21 protein-coding genes are annotated in these 20,811 nt (G+C 66.3%); 10 read left to right on the top strand and 11 right to left on the bottom strand.

Translation table 11 applies throughout. From position 1 onward, the window contains the following. Window positions 1-116: 116 nt before the first annotated feature. Window positions 117-662 (top strand): cytochrome b, encoded by a 546-nt coding sequence (locus AAG092_RS16545; protein WP_373387522.1) that lies wholly within the window; start codon window positions 117-119, stop codon window positions 660-662. Window positions 663-762: 100 nt separating this feature from the next. Further along, a complete protein-coding gene (gene rimO, locus AAG092_RS16540) occupies window positions 763-2,085 on the top strand; it encodes a 30S ribosomal protein S12 methylthiotransferase RimO (protein ID WP_373387521.1) in 1,323 nt (440 codons plus the stop codon). A 43-nt stretch (window positions 2,086-2,128) separates the two neighbouring features. Here the strand turns inward: rimO and AAG092_RS16535 are convergent, their stop codons facing one another. Next, window positions 2,129-3,094 (bottom strand): integron integrase, encoded by a 966-nt coding sequence (locus tag AAG092_RS16535; protein WP_373387520.1) that lies wholly within the window; start codon window positions 3,092-3,094, stop codon window positions 2,129-2,131. A gap of 156 nt (window positions 3,095-3,250) precedes the next feature. On the opposite strand from AAG092_RS16535, the gene AAG092_RS16530 reads away from it, so the two are divergent. Together AAG092_RS16530 and tsaA are read left to right on the top strand one after the other, a co-directional pair. Further along, window positions 3,251-3,850: a hypothetical protein gene (locus AAG092_RS16530; protein ID WP_373387518.1), complete on the top strand. Its 600-nt coding sequence runs from the start codon at window positions 3,251-3,253 to the stop codon at window positions 3,848-3,850. A gap of 212 nt (window positions 3,851-4,062) precedes the next feature. Continuing rightward, complete coding sequence (gene tsaA, locus AAG092_RS16525; protein ID WP_373387517.1) at window positions 4,063-4,755, top strand: tRNA (N6-threonylcarbamoyladenosine(37)-N6)-methyltransferase TrmO; 693 nt, start codon at window positions 4,063-4,065, stop codon at window positions 4,753-4,755. A 97-nt stretch (window positions 4,756-4,852) separates the two neighbouring features. Here the strand turns inward: tsaA and fpr are convergent, their stop codons facing one another. Continuing rightward, entirely contained in the window at window positions 4,853-5,632 is a 780-nt protein-coding gene (gene fpr / locus AAG092_RS16520; protein WP_110681622.1) for a ferredoxin-NADP reductase, read from the bottom strand. A gap of 116 nt (window positions 5,633-5,748) precedes the next feature. Between fpr and AAG092_RS16515 the strand changes: the two genes are divergently transcribed. Beyond that, window positions 5,749-6,675 (top strand): LysR family transcriptional regulator, encoded by a 927-nt coding sequence (locus tag AAG092_RS16515; RefSeq protein ID WP_110681621.1) that lies wholly within the window; start codon window positions 5,749-5,751, stop codon window positions 6,673-6,675. A gap of 11 nt (window positions 6,676-6,686) precedes the next feature. Here the strand turns inward: AAG092_RS16515 and AAG092_RS16510 are convergent, their stop codons facing one another. The 3 genes from AAG092_RS16510 to AAG092_RS16500 form a co-directional block, all read right to left on the bottom strand. Continuing rightward, window positions 6,687-7,046: a PilZ domain-containing protein gene (locus AAG092_RS16510; RefSeq protein WP_373387515.1), complete on the bottom strand. Its 360-nt coding sequence runs from the start codon at window positions 7,044-7,046 to the stop codon at window positions 6,687-6,689. Between the two features lie 61 nt (window positions 7,047-7,107). Then, a complete protein-coding gene (locus tag AAG092_RS16505) occupies window positions 7,108-7,533 on the bottom strand; it encodes a DUF4124 domain-containing protein (RefSeq protein WP_373387514.1) in 426 nt (141 codons plus the stop codon). Between the two features lie 71 nt (window positions 7,534-7,604). Then, window positions 7,605-7,979 carry a tol-pal system YbgF family protein gene (locus AAG092_RS16500; protein WP_110681619.1) on the bottom strand — a complete coding sequence of 125 codons (375 nt, stop codon included), beginning with the start codon at window positions 7,977-7,979 and terminating at the stop codon, window positions 7,605-7,607. 135 nt (window positions 7,980-8,114) lie between these two features. Here AAG092_RS16500 and pyk point away from each other — a divergent pair, with 135 nt between their 5' ends. After that, complete coding sequence (pyk, locus tag AAG092_RS16495; protein ID WP_373387513.1) at window positions 8,115-9,566, top strand: pyruvate kinase; 1,452 nt, start codon at window positions 8,115-8,117, stop codon at window positions 9,564-9,566. Window positions 9,567-9,625: 59 nt separating this feature from the next. On the opposite strand, the gene ycaC is transcribed toward pyk, so the two are convergent. After that, window positions 9,626-10,240 carry an isochorismate family cysteine hydrolase YcaC gene (gene ycaC / locus AAG092_RS16490; RefSeq protein ID WP_110681617.1) on the bottom strand — a complete coding sequence of 205 codons (615 nt, stop codon included), beginning with the start codon at window positions 10,238-10,240 and terminating at the stop codon, window positions 9,626-9,628. A 179-nt stretch (window positions 10,241-10,419) separates the two neighbouring features. Between ycaC and AAG092_RS16485 the strand changes: the two genes are divergently transcribed. After that, a complete protein-coding gene (locus AAG092_RS16485; RefSeq protein WP_373387512.1) occupies window positions 10,420-11,334 on the top strand; it encodes a LysR family transcriptional regulator in 915 nt (304 codons plus the stop codon). Between the two features lie 45 nt (window positions 11,335-11,379). Here AAG092_RS16485 and AAG092_RS16480 read toward each other — a convergent pair whose 3' ends face one another. The 3 genes from AAG092_RS16480 to AAG092_RS16470 are packed head-to-tail and all read right to left on the bottom strand — an operon-like array spanning window position 11,380 to window position 14,236. After that, window positions 11,380-12,153 (bottom strand): enoyl-CoA hydratase-related protein, encoded by a 774-nt coding sequence (locus AAG092_RS16480; protein WP_373387511.1) that lies wholly within the window; start codon window positions 12,151-12,153, stop codon window positions 11,380-11,382. Window positions 12,154-12,177: 24 nt separating this feature from the next. Continuing rightward, entirely contained in the window at window positions 12,178-13,116 is a 939-nt protein-coding gene (locus AAG092_RS16475) for an iron-sulfur-binding ferredoxin reductase (RefSeq protein WP_373387510.1), read from the bottom strand. Continuing rightward, the gene (locus AAG092_RS16470) at window positions 13,109-14,236 is read right to left on the bottom strand and encodes a diguanylate cyclase domain-containing protein (RefSeq protein ID WP_373387509.1); all 1,128 of its coding nucleotides are present in this window, start codon (window positions 14,234-14,236) and stop codon (window positions 13,109-13,111) included. The genes AAG092_RS16475 and AAG092_RS16470 overlap by 8 nt, the downstream gene beginning before the upstream one ends. Window positions 14,237-14,495: 259 nt before the next feature. Here AAG092_RS16470 and AAG092_RS16465 point away from each other — a divergent pair, with 259 nt between their 5' ends. Continuing rightward, entirely contained in the window at window positions 14,496-16,019 is a 1,524-nt protein-coding gene (locus AAG092_RS16465; protein ID WP_373387508.1) for a fumarate hydratase, read from the top strand. Window positions 16,020-16,192: 173 nt separating this feature from the next. Here AAG092_RS16465 and AAG092_RS16460 read toward each other — a convergent pair whose 3' ends face one another. Next, window positions 16,193-17,971: an acyl-CoA dehydrogenase C-terminal domain-containing protein gene (locus AAG092_RS16460; RefSeq protein ID WP_373387507.1), complete on the bottom strand. Its 1,779-nt coding sequence runs from the start codon at window positions 17,969-17,971 to the stop codon at window positions 16,193-16,195. 133 nt (window positions 17,972-18,104) lie between these two features. Beyond that, complete coding sequence (locus AAG092_RS16455) at window positions 18,105-19,046, bottom strand: MerR family transcriptional regulator (RefSeq protein ID WP_110681610.1); 942 nt, start codon at window positions 19,044-19,046, stop codon at window positions 18,105-18,107. A gap of 216 nt (window positions 19,047-19,262) precedes the next feature. Here AAG092_RS16455 and AAG092_RS16450 point away from each other — a divergent pair, with 216 nt between their 5' ends. Further along, window positions 19,263-19,826, top strand: a complete 564-nt coding sequence (locus tag AAG092_RS16450; RefSeq protein ID WP_373387505.1) for an antibiotic biosynthesis monooxygenase — start codon at window positions 19,263-19,265, stop codon at window positions 19,824-19,826. A gap of 263 nt (window positions 19,827-20,089) precedes the next feature. Continuing rightward, window positions 20,090-20,800 (top strand): dihydromonapterin reductase, encoded by a 711-nt coding sequence (gene folM / locus AAG092_RS16445; protein ID WP_373387504.1) that lies wholly within the window; start codon window positions 20,090-20,092, stop codon window positions 20,798-20,800. Window positions 20,801-20,811 lie beyond the last annotated feature (11 nt).

The raw sequence follows: 20,811 nt of genomic DNA, 5'->3' as shown, positions 1-20,811 counted from the left end.
CGGCGCTGGAACGGGGCCCACGGGCCCCGCGTCCACCCTCCCTTGACCTCCCTCAGCATTCCTTAAGCTTTGCCGGGCTAAGCTTTGCCCGACGCTCCACCCCACGAGGAAACGAGATGAGCTGGAAAAATGACGAGCGGCGCTACGGCAGCCTGTCCATCGCCCTGCACTGGCTGATGCTGGTGATGATTGCCACCGTGTACTTCACCATGGAGTTTCGCGGTCTGTTCCCCAAGGGTTCGGATGGCCGCGAGTTGATGAAGCAGACCCACTTCATCCTCGGCCTGAGCATTTTTTTCCTGGTCTGGTTGCGCCTGCTGGCCAGGCTCATCGCGCCCACGCCGAAGATAGTCCCGGCCATTCCGGCCTGGCAGGCGATCCCGGCCAAACTGATGCACCTGGCACTCTATGGCCTGATGATCTGCACCCCGCTGCTCGGCTGGTTGATCCTCAGCGCCTTTGCCAAACCGATTCCCTTCTTCGGCCTGGAGCTGCCGCCGCTGATGGAACCGAACCACGACCTGGGTGAGCAGCTCGAGCACTGGCATGGACAAATCGCCGAGGCCGGCTACTGGCTGATCGGCCTGCACGCCGCCGCCGGCCTGCTCCATCACTACGTCAGCCGCGACAACACCCTGACGCGCATACTGCCGGGGCGCTGAACAGCGACCGACAGTGCTGGAAAAGCCTCGCGGGCGCCGCTAGAATTGCGCACTTTTTGATCAGAGGCGCCCGCGAGCGCCCGCTCGAGGTTAGCCACCGATGTCCACCGCCACACCGAAAGTCGGATTCGTCTCCCTGGGTTGCCCGAAGGCCACCGTCGACTCCGAACGCATCCTCACCCAGCTGCGCATGGAAGGGTACGAGATCGTCCCGACCTACCAGGATGCCGACGTCGTGGTGGTCAACACCTGCGGCTTCATCGACAGCGCCAAGGCCGAGTCGCTGGACACCATCGGCGAAGCCATCGCCGAGAACGGCAAGGTGATCGTCACCGGCTGCATGGGCGTATCCGAGAACGCCATCCGCGACGTGCACCCGAGTGTGCTGGCCGTCACCGGCCCGCAGCAGTACGAGCAGGTGGTCAACGCCGTGCACGAGGTGATCCCGCCCAAGGCCGACCACAACCCCTACGTCGACCTGGTGCCGCCGCAGGGCATCAAGCTGACCCCGCGCCACTACGCCTACCTGAAGATTTCCGAGGGCTGCAACCACAGCTGCGCCTTCTGCATCATCCCGTCCATGCGCGGCAAGCTGGTCAGCCGCCCGGTCGGCGACGTGCTGTCCGAAGCCCAGCGCCTGGTCAAGGCCGGGGTCAAGGAACTGCTGGTGATCAGCCAGGACACCAGCGCCTACGGCGTCGACCTCAAGTACAAGACCGACTTCTGGGAAGGCCAGCCGGTCAAGACGCGCATGAAGGAGCTGTGCGAGGCGCTCTCCAGCATGGGCGTGTGGGTACGCCTGCACTACGTCTACCCCTACCCCAACGTCGATGACGTGATCCCGCTGATGGCCGCCGGCAAGCTGCTGCCTTACCTGGACATCCCCTTCCAGCACGCCAGCCCGAAAGTGCTCAAGGCCATGAAGCGCCCCGCCTTCGAGGACAAGACCCTGGCGCGCATCAAGAGCTGGCGCGAGATGTGCCCGGAGCTGACCATCCGCTCCACCTTCATCGTCGGCTTCCCCGGCGAGACCGAGGAAGACTTCCAGTACCTGCTGGACTGGCTGACCGAAGCCCAGCTCGACCGCGTCGGCTGCTTCCAGTACAGCCCGGTGGAAGGCGCCCCGGCCAACGACCTGGGCCTGGAGCCGGTACCGGACGAGGTCAAGCAGGAGCGCTGGGACCGCTTCATGGCCCACCAGCAGGCCATCAGCGCCGCCCGCCTGCAGCGCAAGATCGGCACCGAGATCGAAGTGCTGATCGACGAAGTCGACCACGAAGGCGCCGTCGCCCGCTCCTGGGCCGATGCACCGGAAATCGACGGCAGCGTGTTCATCGACTCCACCACAGTGCAACCCGGCGACAAGGTGCGCGTGCGCGTGGTGGATGCCGACGAGTACGACCTCTGGGCCGAGCTGGTCTGACCGTATAGCGCCGCGAAAACAGCCCCGCCAATGCGGGGCTTTTTCATGCCCGGTCGAGCGGGCTCAGCACGCCCAGGCCACCGCGATTGAGCACATGGGTGTAGATCTGCGTGGTCTTCACATCGGCGTGGCCGAGCAACTCCTGCACCGTACGGATGTCCTGCCCGCTCTCCAGCAGATGTGTGGCGAATGAGTGGCGCAGGGTATGAGGCGTGGCAGGCTTGTGCAGGCCGACCCGGCGCACCGCATTGCGAATCGCCCGCTGGATGGTCTTCTCGTGCAAGTGATGACGGAATATGCCGCCGGAACGCGGGTCGGCCGAGCGATTGACCGACGGAAACACGAACTGCCAGCCCCACTCGGCAGCCGCGTTGGGATACTTGCGCGCCAGGGCATGCGGCAAATTGGCCCGGCCATAGCCCTCCTGCAGATCCTGCTCGTGCAGGGCCCGCACCCTTTGCAGATGCAACTCCAGGGGCGCAGCGAGCTTGCGCGGCAGCATGGTCACCCGATCCTTCTGCCCCTTGCCATCGCGGATCAGGATTTCCAGGCGGGCAAACTCCACATCCTTGACCCGCAAACGCAACACTTCCATCAAGCGCATGCCGGAGCCATACAGCAGGCTGGCGATCAACCACAGCGTACCGTCCAGTTGCGCCAGCACGCTCGCCACCTCCTCCCGAGTCAACACCACCGGCAGGCGCTGCGGCCGGCGCGCCCTAATCACGCCATCCATCCACGGCAGTTCGATCTGCAAGACCTGCTTATAAAGGAAGAGAATCGCCGACAACGCCTGGTTCTGCGTCGGAGCCGAAACATCCCGGCGCACCGCCAGATCACTCAGGAAAGCCTCGACTTCCGGGGCTCCCATCTCCTGCGGATGGCGATACTTGTGAAAGCGGATAAAGCGCTTGACCCACTCCAGATAGACAGCTTCGGTGCGAATCGAATAGTGTCGAAGGCGAATTTGCTCGCGTACCTGATCGAGCAGTCTGGGCTTGTCATCCATGTCGCTGTTGCTCCCTGATTCATGTCGCATCTCCTGATGCCAACTGCAGGCTAGACAAGGACTTGCTGGACGACAAGGAACGTTATGCGACACAAGTGGCGGAAAAAATTACGCCACTTGTGTCGTCTACTTATAATTAGATTTACAGGAGCCTCCATGCAACGCAAAAATGCAATAAAACTTCTTGCTATCGGCGGTCTGCTTTTTGTTCTGCCTTTCTTAGTAAAGTTTCCGTCCTCAGAAATTTTACTAGTTGTGGGTATCATAATGATCCCTGTTGGCCTTTTTGGCTTGATCAAAGGGTCAACGACCCCAAACGCAACCTCGACAGAAATACCAACCACAGAACGCAAAACAAACTGGCCCATGATCATCGGGGTAATAATCGCAGCTGGCTTCTTGGGAAACTTAATTAAACCTAACAAACAAGCAGCCCCTACAGCCGCAACAGAGAAAAGTGCCACCAACTCTGACCTTGAAGCAATCTGCGCAAAAGGTGACCCATACAAAGCTTTTACCCAACTTCAAGAAATATCCGTGTGGAACACTGACAAAGAACCGGTACTTGTCCACGTACGCCCAGAACACTGGGCACTTCTAAAAAATAACCCTGACCAAAAACGACAATTTATCGAAGCTGTCGCAAATACGGATGCTTGTGTTGAAGGGAAACCACGTGAAATCCGAATTTTCAGTTCAGACTCAGTATTAATTGGCAGTGCATCCCCATCTAGCGGTATTCGTATTATTCCGTAATGAGTACGTGCGCCAAATCTAACAACTGGTTCAAGTCGCTCGCTTCGCTCACTCGGGACCGGCTAACGCCGGCCCCTTAACCAAACGTCAGGCGCCAAGACAATATTGGTTACTCGGCACCGAGTCAGTGGGGCGCCCCGTCAGCACACCAGCACGCCCCGCGCTCCGCCGCTTCGGCTACCATGCGCAGGTTCCCCGAATAGCGTGTCGTCATGCCCCACTCCGTTACCCCCGTCGGCTACCTGCGCTCCTGCTTCAAGGAGAAGTTCGCCATTCCCCGCCAGCCACAGCTGGCCCCGGCCGCCCGTGGCGTGCTGGAGCTGGTGGCGCCGTTCGATCGTGCCGAGGCGGTGGCGGGGCTGGAGCAGGTCAGCCATGTGTGGCTGCTGTTTCTCTTCCACCAGGCGCTGGAGGACAAGCCCCGACTCAAGGTGCGACCGCCGCGCCTGGGCGGCAACCAGTCGATCGGTGTGTTCGCCAGCCGGGCCACGCACCGGCCCAACGGCATCGGCCAGTCGGTGGTGAAGCTGGAGCGGGTCGAGCCGGGTCGGTTGTGGCTGTCCGGCATCGATCTGCTGGACGGCACGCCGGTGCTGGACATCAAACCCTACGTGCCCTACGCCGACCAGGTACCCGAGGCGTTCAACCGCATTGCCGAGGCGCCGCCACCGCAGGTAGCCCTGGAGTGGCACGAAGCCGCGCTGGCCCAGGCCCACGAGCATGCGCTGCGCCTGGGCGAGCCGCTGGTGGCGCTGATCGAGCAATGCCTGCGCCAGGACCCGCGCCCGGCCTACCAGGTGCCGGAGCCGGAACGCCGCTACGGCGTGCTGCTGTGGGACGTGCAGGTGCGCTGGCACTACCCCGGGCCCGGGCGCATCCGCGTACTGGAAGTGGTACTGGGCTGAGGGCAGCCCCGGATTGCATCCGGGCTACGCCAGCCGAGCCCTGGCCAGAAACGACAAACCCGCCGATTGGCGGGTTTGTGTATGCAGCGACTGACGCTTACTTCTCGACGAAGGCGCGCTCGATCAGGTAGTCGCCCGGCTCGCGCATGCGCGGGGAGATCTTCAGGCCGAAGCTGTCGAGCACCTGGCTGGTCTCGTCGAGCATGCTCGGGCTGCCGCAGATCATGGCGCGGTCGTCCTGCGGGTTGATCGGCGGCAGGCCGATGTCGGCGAACAGCTTGCCGCTGCGCATCAGGTCGGTCAGGCGGCCCTGGTTCTCGAAGGGCTCGCGGGTCACGGTCGGGTAGTAGATCAGCTTGTCTTTCAGGGCATCACCGAAGAATTCGTTCTTCGGCAGATGCTCGGTGATGAATTCGCGGTAGGCCACTTCGTTCACGTAGCGCACGCCGTGGACCAGGATGACCTTCTCGAAGCGCTCGTAGGTTTCCGGGTCCTGGATCACGCTCATGAAGGGCGCGAGGCCAGTACCGGTGCTGAGCAGGTACAGGTGCTTGCCAGGGTTGAGGTCATCGAGTACCAGGGTGCCGGTGGGCTTCTTGCTGATGATGATCTCGTCGCCTTCCTTGAGGTGCTGCAGCTGCGAGGTCAGCGGGCCGTCCGGCACCTTGATGCTGAAGAACTCCAGGTGCTCTTCCCAGTTCGGGCTGGCGATGGAGTAGGCGCGCATCAGCGGGCGACCGTTGGGCTGCTGCAGGCCGATCATCACGAACTGGCCGTTCTCGAAGCGCAGGCCCGGATCGCGGGTGCACTTGAAGCTGAACAGGGTGTCGTTCCAGTGATGCACACTCAGTACGCGTTCCGAGTTCATGTTGCTCATGCTGTTTCCTTCGATAGCTTGCTGTGCCGGGGCCGGCAGGATTGCGCGCCATTCTAGGGAGGGCCACAATATCTGTTAAGTGGATTATCAAGATATGGTTTATTGGTTATATAGATATGAAATTCACGCTCAGACAGCTGGAAGTCTTCGTCGCCGTGGCCAAGCAGGAAAGCGTTTCCCGCGCGGCCGAATCCCTTGCCCTGTCGCAGTCCGCGGCCAGCACTTCGCTCAGTGAGCTGGAGCGGCAGTCCGACTGCCAGCTGTTCGACCGTGCCGGCAAGCGCCTGTCGCTCAATGCCCTGGGCCGGCAGCTGCTGCCGGAGGCGGTGGCCCTGCTCGACCAGGCCCGCGAGATCGAGCGCCTGCTCAGCGGCAAGACCGGCTTCGGCTCGCTGGAAGTCGGCGCCACCCTGACCGTGGGCAACTACCTGGCCACCCTGCTGATCGGCAGCTTCATGCAGCGCCACCCGGAATGCCGGGTGAAGCTGCATGTGCACAACACCGCCCATGTGGTGCAGCAGGTGGCGCACTACGACCTGGACCTGGGCCTGATCGAGGGCGACTGCCAGCATCCGGACATCGAGGTGCAGCCCTGGGTGGAGGACGAGCTGGTGGTGTTCTGCGCACCGCGCCATCCGCTGGCCGAACGCGGCAGCGCGAGCATGGCCGAACTGACCCGGGAGGCCTGGATTCTGCGCGAGCAGGGCTCGGGTACGCGGCTGACCTTCGACCAGGCCATGCGTCATCACTCCTCGCAGCTGAATATCCGCCTGGAGCTGGAGCATACCGAGGCGATCAAGCGCGCCGTGGAATCGGGCCTGGGCATCGGCTGCATTTCGCGCCTGTCGCTGCGCGATGCCTTCCGCCGCGGCAGCCTGGTGCCGGTGGAAACGCCCGAACTGGACCTCACCCGCCAGTTCTATTTCATCTGGCACAAGCAGAAGTACCAGACCGCCGCCATGCGCGAGTTCCTCGACCTATGCCGGCAGCTGACCGCGGGCATCCGCCGCAGCGACGAGATCATCCTGCCCTGGATTGCCTGAACCGGGTCAGTTCAGGCCGAGGCGGCCAAAGGGTGGAAGCTGAAGTACAGGCGCAGGGCATCGACCATTTCGACGTACTCGGCCGGCGGCGCCACCAGGGCGAAACCGGAGTCGAAGGTGCCGGGGGTGACGTCCTCGCGGCTCCACTGGCAGGTGGCGGCGAAGTCGATGGGATGGACGCGGCCGTCGCGGCCGGGGATCTTCAGGCGCATGTCGAAACGCGCGTTGACCAGCATGGGCAGCTGGCTGATCAGCATCAGGCCGTCCAGCGAGACATTGCCGATGTAGCCCATGGGCTTGTCGGTGATGCGGTTGAACACCTTGAGGTAGTAAGGCAGCTGGTGGCGTTCGATGCGGCGCTGGGTATGCATGGTGGCCATTCGCTAGAGCTGGGTCTTGGAGTATGGTCGGCCTGCCGCCACCCGGCCAGGGTCAACCGCACCGCTCGGCGATGCGGGACGACAGACGGCTACGGGCGCTGGCCATTTCGTCGTCGCTGTAGTAGCGGCGCTCGCCGTTGGCTTCCAAGCTGAAGTAGCGGCCATCCTCGCTGATTTGCGCCAACCGGCGGCGCAGTTCGCTGCACTCCTGGTGGCGCTCGGCACGCGCGGCAGCGGCACGCGTCGCGGCCTGGGCCTGCTCCTCGCGGCGGGCATCGTAGAACTGCTGGGTGCGGCGTTCGCGCTCGAGGGTGGCGGCATCGCGCTCGACCACCTGCGGCTTGACCTCGACGGTCTCGGCATTGGCCCCGCCCGGGCGCTCGCCGAAATGCACGCGCCCCTGGGCATCCGTCCAGCGGTAGATTTCCGCGCTGGCCAGGGCCGGCGCAAGCAGCACGATGAATAGCAGATGACGCATGTGGACTCCCTCCTCTGGCGCAGCTTAGCGCCGCGCCCCTCTCCCTGACAGTCGGCCGACTGGCGGCCGCATCAGAGGGATGCGGGAGTCGCCTTGGCCGGTTCGCTCGCCTGATGATGCCCGAGCTGGCGCAGGGTCTCCAGCCTGGCACGCGCGCGGTAGGCGTACTCGCTGCCCGGGTAGCGGTTGATGATGAACTCGTAGGTCTGCGCCGCATCGACGAACAGGTTCTGCCGTTCCAGGCACTGGCCGCGCAGCAGGGAAATCTCCGGCTGCACGTAGCTGCGCGAGCGGCTGGTGCGCTCGGCGCGCGACAGGTCGAGCAGGGCCTGGTCGCAGTCGCCGACGTTGTAGTGCTTGTAGGCCTCGTCCAGGTGGCGGTCGAGGGAGATGCGGTTGCAGCCGGCCAGGCTGGCCAGGGCGAGAAGCAGGATCAGGGTACGCATGGTCGGTTTCCTCCACTGCGCAGAGTATCGGCCGCCGCGCGACTTTCTGCAGCCGACCAGGTAGTGCAAGCGAACAATGACTACAGTGCAAGGCCGTAGTAGCCTCGCCGCACGCATTGAGAATGGAGTTACCGCATGACCCTGCGCCGCACCAAAATCGTCGCCACCCTCGGCCCCGCCAGTAGCTCCCCGGAAGTGCTGGAGCGCCTGATCGTCGCCGGCATCGACGTGGCCCGCCTGAACTTCTCCCACGGCAGCGCCGACGACCACAAGGCCCGCGCTGCCCTGGTACGCGAGCTGGCGGCCAAGCACGGGCGCCACGTGGCGCTGCTCGGCGACCTGCAGGGGCCGAAGATCCGCATCGCCAAGTTCGAGAACAAGCGCATCGAGTTGAAGGACGGCGACCTGTTCCGCCTGTCGGCGACCCACTCGCGCACCACCGGTAACCAGGAGGTGGTGGGCATCGACTACCCGGCGCTGATCCAGGACTGCGACGTCGGCGACGAGCTGCTGCTGGACGACGGTCGCGTGGTCATGCGCGTCGAACTCAAGGGCGCCGACGAGCTGCACTGCCGCGTCGAGATCGGCGGCCCGCTGTCCGACAACAAGGGCATCAACCGCCGTGGTGGCGGCCTCACCGCCCCGGCCCTGACCGACAAGGACAAGGTCGACATCAAGCTGGCCGCCGAGATGGAGCTGGACTACGTCGCCGTGTCCTTCCCGCGCGACGCCGCCGACATGGAATACGCCCGCCGCCTGCTCACCGAGGCCGGTGGCAACGCCTGGCTGGTGGCCAAGATCGAGCGCGCCGAGGCGGTGGCCGACGACGCCGCGCTGGACGGCCTGATCCGCGCCAGCGATGCGGTGATGGTGGCCCGTGGCGACCTCGCCGTGGAGATCGGCGACGCCGAGCTGGTCGGCATCCAGAAGAAGATCATCGCCCACGCCCGCCGCCTGAACAAAGCGGTGATCACCGCCACGCAGATGATGGAGTCGATGATCCACAGCCCGATGCCGACCCGCGCGGAAGTCTCCGACGTGGCCAACGCCGCGCTGGACTACACCGACGCGGTGATGCTGTCGGCCGAGAGCGCCGCCGGCGAGTACCCGGTGGAGGCCGTGGAGGCCATGGCGCGCGTGTGCCTGGGCGCCGAGAAGCACCCGACCAGCCAGAAGTCCAGCCACCGCATCGGCCGCACCTTCGAGCGCTGCGACGAGAGCGTGGCCCTGGCCACCATGTACACCGCCAACCACTTCCCGGGTGTGAAGGCCATCATCAGCCTGACCGAGAGCGGCTACAGCCCGCTGATCATGTCGCGCATCCGCTCGTCGATCCCGATCTTCGCCTTCACCCCGCACCGCGAGGCGCAGGCCCGCGTGGCGCTGTTCCGCGGCGTGTACACCGTGCCCTTCGACCCGGCCGCCCTGCCGGCCAACAAGGTCAGCCAGGCGGCGGTGGACGAGCTGCTCAAGCGCGGCGTGGTGGAACCCGGCGACTGGGTGATCCTGACCAAGGGCGACAGCTACCACGGCACCGGCGGCACCAACACCATGAAGATCCTGCACGTCGGCGACCCGCTGGTGTGATGCCGTGCAGCATGAAAAAGGCCGCTCGATGAGCGGCCTTTTTGCTGGAGGGCGCCCGGCTACTTCTGGTTGTAGCTCTGGATCAGGTTGGCGTAGGCCGGCAGGTGGCCACCGAGGATGCCGCCGAAACCCTCGATGTCGTTGCGCCAGTCGCGGTGCAGCTCGCAGCCGACGCTGAACCAGTTGAGCAACTGTGCACCGGCATGCGCCATGCGGGTCAGCGCGGCGTCGCGCACCGAGGTGTTGAAGGTGCCGGAGGCGTCGGTGACCACGAACACCTCATAGCCCTCCGCCAGGGCCGACAGGGTCGGGAAGGCCACGCACACGTCGGTCACCACGCCGGCGATGATCAGCTGCTTGCGCCCGGTGGCCTTGATCGCGTTGACGAAGTCGGCATTGTCCCAGGCGTTGATCTGGCCAGGGCGGGCGATGTAGGGCGCATCCGGGAACATGGCCTTGAGCTCAGGCACTATGGGGCCGTTGGGGCCCTGCTCGAAGCTGGTGGTGAGGATGGTCGGCAGTTTGAAGAACTTGGCGATGTCGGCCAGCGCCAGCACGTTGTTCTTGAACTCGTCCGGGCTGTAGTCGCGCACCAGCGACAGCAGGCCAGCCTGGTGGTCGACCAGCAGCACGACGGCGTCGTCCTTGTTCAGGCGCTTGTAGGTAAAGGACATGGTGAACCTCCCGTGGGGTTGCGGCGAAGTGGGCATCGGAATCGATGAACTCTCAGCCTAGCCGCTGGCGGGGGCCCTGACGTCCCGGCAAATGGGCAAATAGCTTTTCGCTAGAACAGAACAATCCGCCGCCATACCAACGCTATCCTTGGCCAATCTCACACTCGGGAACGAACGCCATGAAACTGGACCTGCAGGAGATCGAGACCTTTCTGCGCGTGGTGGAGCTGGGCGGCGTGAGCCGCGCCGCGGAGGATCTGGCCCTGTCCAAATCGGTGGTGAGCAAGCGCCTGAGCGACCTGGAGCAGCGCCTGGGCGCCAAGCTGCTGCACCGCTCGACGCGCAAGGTGGGGCCGACGGAGAACGGCCTGGGCTTCTACCGCCAGGCCAAGGACGCCCTGCGCGAACTGCAGCAGGCGGCCGAGGCGGCGACCTACACCGACAGCGGCCTGCGCGGGCGCCTGCACATGCTCGCGCCGATGAGCTTCGGCACGCTCTGGCTGGCGCCGCTGCTCGCCGAGTTCATGGCCCTGCACCCGCAGCTGGAAATCACCCTGCACCTGGACGACCGCATCAGCGACTTCGAGCGCGAGGGCTACGACCTGTGCGTGCGCGTCGCGCACATCGGCGACAGCGCACTGATCGCACGCAAGCTGGCCAGCAGCGCACGCCTGCTCTGCTGCAGCCCCGCCTACGCCGCCCGGCACGGCGTGCCGCAGCGCATCGAGGAACTGCTGGAGCACGACTGCATCGGCTACAGCAACGTGGTCTCGGGGCAGTTCTGGTCGTTCGACAGCCGCGACTCGAGCGGCGACCTGCTCAGCCTGACGCCGCGCGGGCGCTTCGCCAGCAACAACGGCGAGGCGATGTGCGCCATGGCACTGGCCGGCCAGGGCCTGGCGCTGCTGCCGAGCTTCATCGTGCAGCCGCACCTGCGTTCGGGCGCGCTGCTCGAGGTGCTGCCGCAGGCACGGCCGCCGGCCTATGCCATCTACGCCCTGTACCCGCGTTCCAGCCGCGCCTCGCACAAGGTCCTGGCGCTGTGCGACTTCCTCCAGCAGCGCCTGGCGGACGCGCCCTGGGAGCACCCCTGAGGCGCGCGGAACAGGCGGCAGTTCAGACGACTGGCCCCGGCGGCCTCAGGCGAAGCGGGAAAAGTCCGGCTGGCGCCGCTGCATGAAGGCGCTCAGTGCCTCGATGGCCTCCGGCGAGCGCAGGCGCTGGCCGAACAAAGCGCCCTCCTCCTCGATCACCTGGCGCAGCTGCTCGCGCCCCGGCGCACGCATCAGGCGCTTGCTGTCGGCCACCGCCGAAGGCGCCAGGTCGAGGAAACGCCGGGCCATCTCGCGGGCCTTGGCCATTGTGCTCGGGCCATCCTCCAGGGCGGCACCGGCGATGCCCCACTCGGCCGCCTGCTCGCCGGTGAAGGCCTCGCCCAGCAGCAGCACCTCGGCGGCCCTGGCCGGCCCCAGCAGTTGCTGCAACAGCAGGCTGGAGCCGAACTCCGGGCACAGGCCAAGGTTGACGAAGGGCGTGCGCAGCTTGGCATCGCGACTGACGTAAACAAGGTCGCAGTGCAGCAGCAACGTGGTGCCGATGCCTACCGCCGGGCCGGCCACGGCGGCCACCACCGGCTTCGCGAAGTCGAACAGCGCGCGCATGAACTGGAACACCGGGCTGTCCATGCCGGTGGGCGGCGCCTGCAGGAAGTCCGCCACGTCGTTGCCGCTGGTGAAGCACTCCGGACCACCAGTGATCAGCACGACACGCACCGTGCGGTCGGCATTGGCGGCGTCCAGCACTTCGGCCATGCGGCTGTACATGGCGCGGGTCAGGGCGTTCTTCTTGTCTACGCGGTTCAGGCGCAGGGTCAGCAGGCCGTCTTCGCGCTCGACCAGTATGTGTTCGCTCATGGCAACTCCGGGGCAAGGCCCCGATCAGGCGTGGGGCAGAAAAAGATCGGCCAGCACCTGGTTGCGCGGCACGCCGAGGATGAACAGGCGGCGGGCGAAGGCTTCCACGCTGGCGGGGGAGCCGCAGAGTAAGGCGAGGGTCTGCCGCGAAACAAGCCGCAGTTGTGCCAAAACCTCCGCCTGCTCGGACGTCGCCACCAACTGCACTTGCAGCTGCGGATGGGCCGCGGCCAGTGCCTGCAGCGGCTCGGCCAGATAGTGCTCGGCGCCGTCATGGGCCAGGTGAATGAGCCTTATGGGGCCCTGGTGATGCTGACGCAACGCCTCGCGCAGCACCCCCCACAGCGGCGCCAGGCCGGTGCCGGCGGCCAGCAGCCAGAGCGGCCGCTGCTGCCAGTCCGGATCGTAGTGCAGGGCGCCACCGCGCAGCTCGCCCAGGCGCAGCGCATCGCCCGGGCGCAGCTGGCGGGCGATGTCGCTGAAGGCGCCGCTGCGCCGGCAGTCCAGATGGAACTCCAGCCAGGGCTCCTCGCCCGGCAGGCTGGCCAGCGAGTAGGGCCGCGCCACCCCCTCCCCGGCCCACAGCACCAGGTGCTGGCCGGCGGCGTAGCGCAGCGGCCGCTCCGGCAGCAGGCGCAGGCGCAGCACCGTGGGGCTCAGCCAGTCGAGCGTCTGCACCCGCGCCGGCAGGCCGTCGCGGGCCGGGTCGAACAGCTGCACTTCGAGGTCACCGGCCACCCGGCACTGGCAGGCCAGGCGCCAGCCCTGCTCGCGGCGCTCCGCGCTCAGCGCCTGCGGCTGCTCGTCCAGCGGTTCGCCACGCACGCAGCGCACCAGGCAGGCATGGCAGCTGCCGGAGCGGCAGCTGTAGGGCACGCGCAGGCCGGCGCCGTTGAGGGCATCGAGCAGGTTGCTGCCAGGAGTCACCGAACAGGACTGGCCGGCGGCTTTCAATTCAGGCACCGGCGCCCTCCCAGGCTGCATCGCAGCGGTTGCGCCCGCCGCGCTTGGCCCGGTACAGCGCCTGGTCGGCCCGTTGCAGGGCCTCGTCGAGCTCGTCGCCCGCGCTGAGCAGGGTCATGCCGGCGGACAGGCTCAGGTTGCTCACCTGCACGCCCACCGGCCGGGCATTGGCGAAGGCCTCGCGCAGGCGCTCGCAGCAGCTGGTGAACTGGTCGGCGTCGGTGTTGGGCAGCAGCAGGACGAACTCCTCGCCGCCGTAGCGGGCCAGCACGTCGCCGTCGCGCAGGCAGGCGCGCGCCACCGCGGCGAAGGTCTGCAGCACGCGGTCGCCGGCGGCGTGGCCGTGCACGTCGTTGATGCGCTTGAAGTGGTCCAGGTCGATCAGCGCCAGGCCGTGCTGGCGACCATGGTCGAGGTTGTCCAGCTCGCGCACGGCCAGGCGCAGGAAGTGGCGGCGGTTGAACAGGCCGGTCAGCTCGTCGGTGGCAACCAGGTCTTCCAGCTGGCGCATCATGCCGCGCAGGGTGTCCTGGTGCGCCTGCAACGCGTAGCGGCGCTGGCGCATGCGTTGGCGCAGCGCCTGGGCATAGCTGGCGAACAGGCTCAGCCAGGTCAGGCCGATGAACAGCGCGCAGGATTGCAGCAGGGCCTGGGCGGGGTCGGCCAGGCGCATCTGGTAGCCCTCCCACAGGTTGAGCCCGGCGAAGGCGAAGAAGGCGATGGCGGCGCAGCGCACGAACACCGCCGGGCGCAGCTGGAACGCGCCGAACATCAGGATGATCAGGTAGAACATCAGCAGGCTGCCCCGCGCGCCATCGAGCTGGGCCAGCAGGGCCGTGTGCAGGAGCAGGCCGACGAGGATCTGTGCCTCGGTCAGGCTGGGGTCGACGAAACGCAGGTTGCGCCCGCTGCGCAGCAGGGCATAGAAGACCAGCTGGCTGGCCACGACCAGGCCGGTGCAGAGCAGTGCCGCCTGCAGGCCGCCACTGAAGATGCCCGTCCACACGGCAACCCACAGCAGCAGCAACACCAGGGCATAGCTCGCCACCGCCATGCCGAAACGCTTCAGCAAGAGGCTTTGCAGACCACGCTTTGTCACGCCTGGAACGCTCGTGCTCATGGGCTCCGTCCCGTACTGGCACCTTGCCCAACTCTACCCCCGTGATCACAAAATTGATAGCGCGCCCCTCGACCATCGGCCAGTGTGCGTGGCTGTGCCCATGCAAGCCGCCGCGCTATACTGCGGCGCCTTTTCGTGGCCCGCCGCGCTGCCGGCCACCGCGGAACGACGTGAAGAGTCGTCCGCAGCTTTTCCGCAGTTGCGCCGGGTCGTGGTCCGGCGCTTCCTTATAGATGTTCCCTGATAGAGGAGCGCCCCAATGACCGTGATCAAGCAGGACGACCTGATCCAGAGCGTCGCCGACGCCCTGCAGTTCATCTCCTATTACCACCCCGTCGACTTCATCCAGGCCATGCACGAGGCCTACCTGAAGGAAGAGTCGCCGGCCGCCAAGGACTCCATGGCGCAGATCCTGATCAACTCGCGCATGTGTGCCACCGGCCACCGCCCGATCTGCCAGGACACCGGCATCGTCACCGTGTTCATCAAGGTCGGCATGGACGTGCGCTGGGATGGCGCCACCATGAGCGTCGACGACATGATCAACGAGGGCGTGCGCCGCGCCTACAACCTGCCGGAGAACGTGCTGCGCGCCTCGATCCTGGCCGACCCGGCAGGTAGCCGCAAGAACACCAAGGACAACACCCCGGCGGTGATCCACTACTCGATCGTCCCCGGCGACAAGGTGGAAGTGGACGTCGCGGCCAAGGGCGGCGGTTCCGAGAACAAGTCGAAGATGGCCATGCTCAACCCGTCCGACTCCATCGTCGACTGGGTACTGAAGACCGTGCCGACCATGGGCGCCGGCTGGTGCCCGCCGGGCATGCTCGGCATCGGCATCGGCGGCACCGCCGAGAAGGCCGCGGTGATGGCCAAGGAAGTGCTGATGGAGCACATCGACATCCACGAGCTGAAGGCCCGCGGCCCGCAGAACCGCATCGAGGAGCTGCGCCTGGAGCTGTTCGACAAGGTCAACCAGCTGGGCATCGGTGCCCAGGGCCTGGGCGGCCTGACCACCGTGCTCGACGTCAAGATCATGGACTACCCGACCCACGCCGCCTCGCTGCCGGTGTGCATGATCCCCAACTGCGCCGCCACCCGCCACGCCCACTTCGTGCTCGACGGCTCCGGCCCGGCCGAACTGGAAGCGCCGGACCTCTCCGCCTACCCGGAAATCGTCTGGGAAGCCGGCCCGAGCGCGCGCCGCGTCAACCTCGACGAGATCACTCCGGAAGAGGTGCAGAGCTGGAAGCCGGGCGAGACCATCCTGCTCAACGGCAAGATGCTCACCGGCCGCGACGCCGCGCACAAGCGCATGGTCGACATGCTCAACAAGGGCGAAGCACTGCCGGTCGACCTCAAGGGTCGCTTCATCTACTACGTCGGCCCGGTCGATCCGGTGCGTGACGAAGTGGTAGGCCCGGCCGGCCCGACCACCGCCACGCGCATGGACAAGTTCACCCGGCAGATTCTCGAGCAGACCGGCCTGCTGGGCATGATCGGCAAGTCCGAGCGCGGCCCGATCGCCATCGACGCGATCCGCGACAACAAGGCCGTGTACCTGATGGCCGTCGGCGGCGCCGCCTACCTGGTGGCCCAGGCGATCAAGAAGTCCAAGGTGCTGGCCTTCCCGGAACTGGGCATGGAGGCGATCTACGAGTTCGAGGTCAAGGACATGCCGGTCACCGTGGCCGTCGACACCAAGGGCGAGTCGGTGCACATCACCGGCCCGGCGATCTGGCAGAAGAAGATCGCCGAGAACCTGGCGGTGGAAGTCAAGTAAGCGCCCCGCCCTCGCGAAAAGCCCGGCCCGCGCCGGGCTTTTTCTTGGGCAAAAAAAGACCCGCCGGGAAGCGGGTCGCAATCGGCGGGCCGGGCAGGTGACCGTGCCGAGAAATAAAAAAACCGGCAGCCCAAAGGGACAGGGGGGAGAATGGCTGCCGGGTTGCGCAGTCGTCAGGCGGCGAACTCCTCCTCGGCAAAGGCCATGAGGGTCGCCTTGCCCGCCAGCACTTCGGCCAGCAGGCTGTCGGTCTCGGTCAGTACTCGGGCCATGTAGAAATCGGCCGACTTCAGCTTGGCGCCGTAGAAGACGGTTTCGCTGCTGCCCTGTTCCAGCTTATGGCGGGCCACCAGGGCCATGCGCGACCACAGCCAGGCCAGGGTGGTCAGGGCAAACAGGCGCAGGTAGGGCACCGAGGCGGCGCCGGCCTGCTCGGGGTCCTTCATGCCTTCGCTGGCAATCCACAGGGTGGCCTGCTGCAGCTGCTTGAGCGCCTTGCCCACCGCAGCCGCATGCGGCGCCTCGGGGTTGGCCTTGAGCCAGCCTTCGACCTGAGCGAAGAAGCCGCGCACCGCACGCCCGCCACCCAGGGCCAGCTTGCGCCCGACCAGATCCAACGCCTGAATGCCGTTGGTACCTTCGTAGATGCGGGTGATGCGGCAGTCGCGCACCAGCTGCTCGATGCCCCAGTCCTCGGTGAAGCCGGAGCCGCCCAACACCTGCAGGCCCTCGTTGGCGCAGGTGAAGCCCTCGTCGGTGAGGAAGGCCTTGACCACCGGGGTCAGCAGCTGCACCAGGTCGTCGGCCTGCTGGCGCACTTCGGCATCCTCGTGGTCGTGGGCAATGTCCAGGTGCAGGCCGGTGAAATAGGCCAGCGCACGGCAGCCTTCGATGATCACTTTCTGCCGCAGCAGCATGCGCCGCACGTCCGGGTGCACCAGGATCGGGTCGGCCGGCTTGTCGGCGGCCTTGGGACCGGACAGCGAGCGGCTCTGCAGACGCTCCTTAGCAAAGCCGAGGCTGATCTGGTAGGCACTCTCGGCGATGCCCAGGCCCTGCATGCCGACCATCAGGCGCGCCGAGTTCATCATGGTGAACATGCACTTGAGGCCCTTGTTCGGCTCGCCGATCAGCCAGCCCTTGGCGCCTTCGAAGTTCATAACGCAGGTGGCCGAGCCCTTGATGCCCATCTTGTGCTCAAGGCCGCCGCAGAAGGCCGGGTTGCGCGTGCCGTCCTCGAGGAACTTGGGCACCAGGAACAGCGAGATGCCCTTCACGCTGTCCGGCGCGTCCGGCAGCTTGGCCAGCACCAGGTGGATGATGTTGTCGACCAGGTCCTGCTCGCCGCCGGTGATCCAGATCTTGGTGCCGCTGATGGCGTAGCTGCCGTCGGCCTGCGGCACGGCGCGGGTGCGGATCAGGCCCAGGTCGGTGCCGCACTGCGGCTCGGTCAGGCACATGGTGCCGGTCCACTCGCCGCTGATCAGTCTGGGCAGGTACTGCTCCTGCTGCTCGCGGGTACCGTGCTGGGTCAGCGCGTTGATCGCGCCGTGGGTCAGGCCCGGATACATGCCCAGCGACAGGTTGGACGAGCAGACCATCTCCTCGACCATCATGTTCAGCACATGCGGCAGGCCCTGGCCGCCGAATTCCGGGGTACAGGCCAGCGCGGTCCAGCCGCCCTCGGCGAACTGCTTGTAAGCGGCCCTGAAACCGTCCGGGGTCTTCACCGTCTTGCTCGCCGGGTCGTACTGGCAGCCCTGCTTGTCACCGGGACCATTGACCGGGGCCAGCACGTTCTCCGCCAGCTTGGCCGCCTCGTCGAGGATGGCGCTGCCGAGGTCGGCACCGAACTCGCGCTGGCTCGGCAGGGCCTGCAGGTGGCTGTAGGCATCGAGAACTTCATCGAAGACGAACTGCATGTCACGCAAGGGGGCACGGTACGAAGGCATGGTTTGCTCTCTACATGTACAAAAACAATCTGTGTACAATTTTTGTATAGCCAAACCCATCCCCAGTGCAAGCTTTTTTTGCGCACGACGAAACGCTCCGCGGCCGGGCCGCGGAGTCACAGGTCATGCGGGATCAGGTATCCAGGTGGCCGGCGAGGAACTGCTGCAGGCGGTGTTGCATCAGGCGACCTTCGTTGCCCAAGCAGGCGACGGGCGAACCGTCGAGCTCGTCTTCGGCCAGGTCGGCGGCGTCGCCGGCCAGCGCCAGCGGGCAATCCAGGGCCAGGGCCAGGCGGCGCAGCTGCTGCCCAAGGTCATCGGCCGGCGGCTGGTTAGAGAACAGCACCAGGGCTTGCGGGCGCACGCGGGTGCACACCAGGGGCAGCTCCTCCAGAGGCTGGCCGGGACCGAGCACCTGGATGCCGAGGTCCTCGTTGCCCAGCAGCAGGCCGGCCACCAGCAGCTCCAGCTCGCGGCAATGGCCGGGCAGCGCCGCCAGCAGCACCCGCGTCTGCCCGCCGCCCAGTTGCAGACGCTGCAGGGCGCGGGCGCGCAGGAAGGCATCGAGGAACAGCCATTCGCTGACCTGGCCGGGCTCGTCGCGGCGCAACAGGAGCTCCTGCCACAGCGGCATGAACACTTCCTGGAACACCACCAGCAGCGGATAGGTGGAGAACACCTGGCCATACAGGCGCTCCAGCAACGGCGCATCGAAGGCGGCGACGGCGCTGCGGATGCGCCCCTGCCATTCGCCCCACTCGCTGGAGGCGACCTCGACATAGACCGGTGCCGGGGTACGGATGGCCTGGCTGCGCGCCAGGATCTTGCCGACCTTGCTCACCGACACACCGCGCTCGATCCAGGCCAGGATGCTGCGCACCGCCTCGATGTCGGCCGCCGAATAGAGCCGATGCCCGCTGTCGGTACGAGTCGGCTGGATCAGGCCGTAGCGCCGCTCCCAGGCCCGCAGGGTGACCGGGTTGACGCCGGTGACCCGCGACACTTCGCGGATGGGGAACAGCTCCTGCTCCCTGAAGGAGTCGGAGTGGGCGGGGGACGGGGCGAGTTCGGTCATGGCCAGGGGGGTGCCGAGTGGTGTTGCGCCGAGTGTACCCCAGCCAGGGCCGCAGTCTGAAATCCGCACGACCCGACGAATAGCCGCCCGCCGCACACGGCAGCTCTGGCCGGCACGGAGCAGGAGGAATACTCTCTGCACGCCCGCCACCACCCCGGCGGCGCATACCGCGCAACGCCCTACCCGGGCCCGCGCCTGTCGCTCTGGAGATACACGATGTCTACCGAACCGGTCACCATGCTGGTGGCACGCCGTGTGCCACGCGCCTGCCTGCAGGATTTCCGCACCTGGCTGCACGAGGGCCAGCAACTCGCCGCCGACTTTCCCGGCTACCTCGGCTCCGGCGTGCTGGCCCCGCCGCCCGACGACGACGAATTCCAGATCGTCTTCCGCTTCGCCGATCGGACCACCCTCGCCGCCTGGGAACACTCCGCCTCGCGCCGTGCCTGGCTGCAACGCGGCAGCGGCCTGTTCGCCCAGCCGCACGAGCACCGGGTCAGCGGCCTCGACGCCTGGTTCGGCAACGCCTTGCGCCGGCCGCCGCGCTGGAAGCAGAGCGTGGCCATCTGGCTGGCCTTCTTCCCGGTCTCGCTGGCCTTCAACCTGCTGTTCGGCACCTGGCTGGCCGAACTGCCGCTGGTCCTGCGGGTGCTGCTCAGCACCCTGGCCCTCACCCCGCTGATGACCTACTGGTTCATTCCGCTGTCCACCCGCCTGCTGGAGCCCTGGCTGCAGGGCCGCACCCGCAGCGATGGCGAGCGGACCGTGGAAATCCGCTGAGCCGCGCCGGGCGGGTGGCGGCCGGCGCCAAGCGCGCAGCCGCCCCCGACTCTACAGAACTTGTACATGAACCCAGAGCATGTACAGATCGAGACAGGCGCGACAGAACCACGCAATCAGCATTTATCTATATTTTTCAAAATCTTAGAAAAATCACCAATCGCCAGAGCTATCTCCACACGCAGCGCATGGTTGTACAAAGCATGCGCCTGGTATAACTTTGCTCGCATGCGCACCCCCCGTTCGCCATCTGCGAGGCAGCCATGAGCGGTTCCACCGCCCCCATCCTGATCACCGGCGCCGGCCAGCGCCTCGGACTGCATTGCGCCGAGCGCCTGCTCGATGACGGCCAGCCGCTGATCTTCACCTACCGCAGCGAGCGCGAGGGCGTGCAGCGCCTGCGCCAGCGTGGCGCCTGCGCCATCCATGCGGACTTTTCCAGCGAGGCCGGCATCCTGGCCTTCGTCGAACAACTCAAGGGCCACACCGACAGCCTGCGCGCCATCGTGCACAACGCCTCCGACTGGGAAGCCGAGGCCCCCGGCCACGAGGCCGAGGTGTTCCAGCGCATGGTCAGCGTGCACATGCTGGCGCCCTACCTGATCAACCTGCATTGCGAAGCGCTGCTGCGCCGCAGCAAGCCGGCCGACATCATCCATATCGGCGATGACGTGACCCGCAGCGGCAGCGCCAAACGCCCGGCCTACTGCGCCAGCAAGGCCGGCCTGGACAGCCTGACCCTGTCCTTCGCCGCGCGCTTCGCTCCGGCCATCAAGGTCAACGGCATCGCCCCGGCGCTGATCCAGTTCAATCCGGGAGACAGCGCCGAATACCGCGCCAAGCGCCTGGCCGAGTCGGCACTGGGCATCGAGCCCGGCGCCGAAGTCATCTACCAGAGCCTGCGCTACCTGCTGGACAACCCCTACGTCACCGGTACCACGCTGACCGTCAATGGCGGCCGCCATCTCGTCTGAGAGCCGCCGCG

It is taken from the genome of Pseudomonas alcaligenes, assembly GCF_041729615.1.
Taxonomy (GTDB): Bacteria; Pseudomonadota; Gammaproteobacteria; order Pseudomonadales; family Pseudomonadaceae; genus Aquipseudomonas; species Aquipseudomonas alcaligenes_B.
Note: the sequence above shows the minus strand (reverse complement) of the source record. Positions and strands in the feature narration are given on the sequence as shown.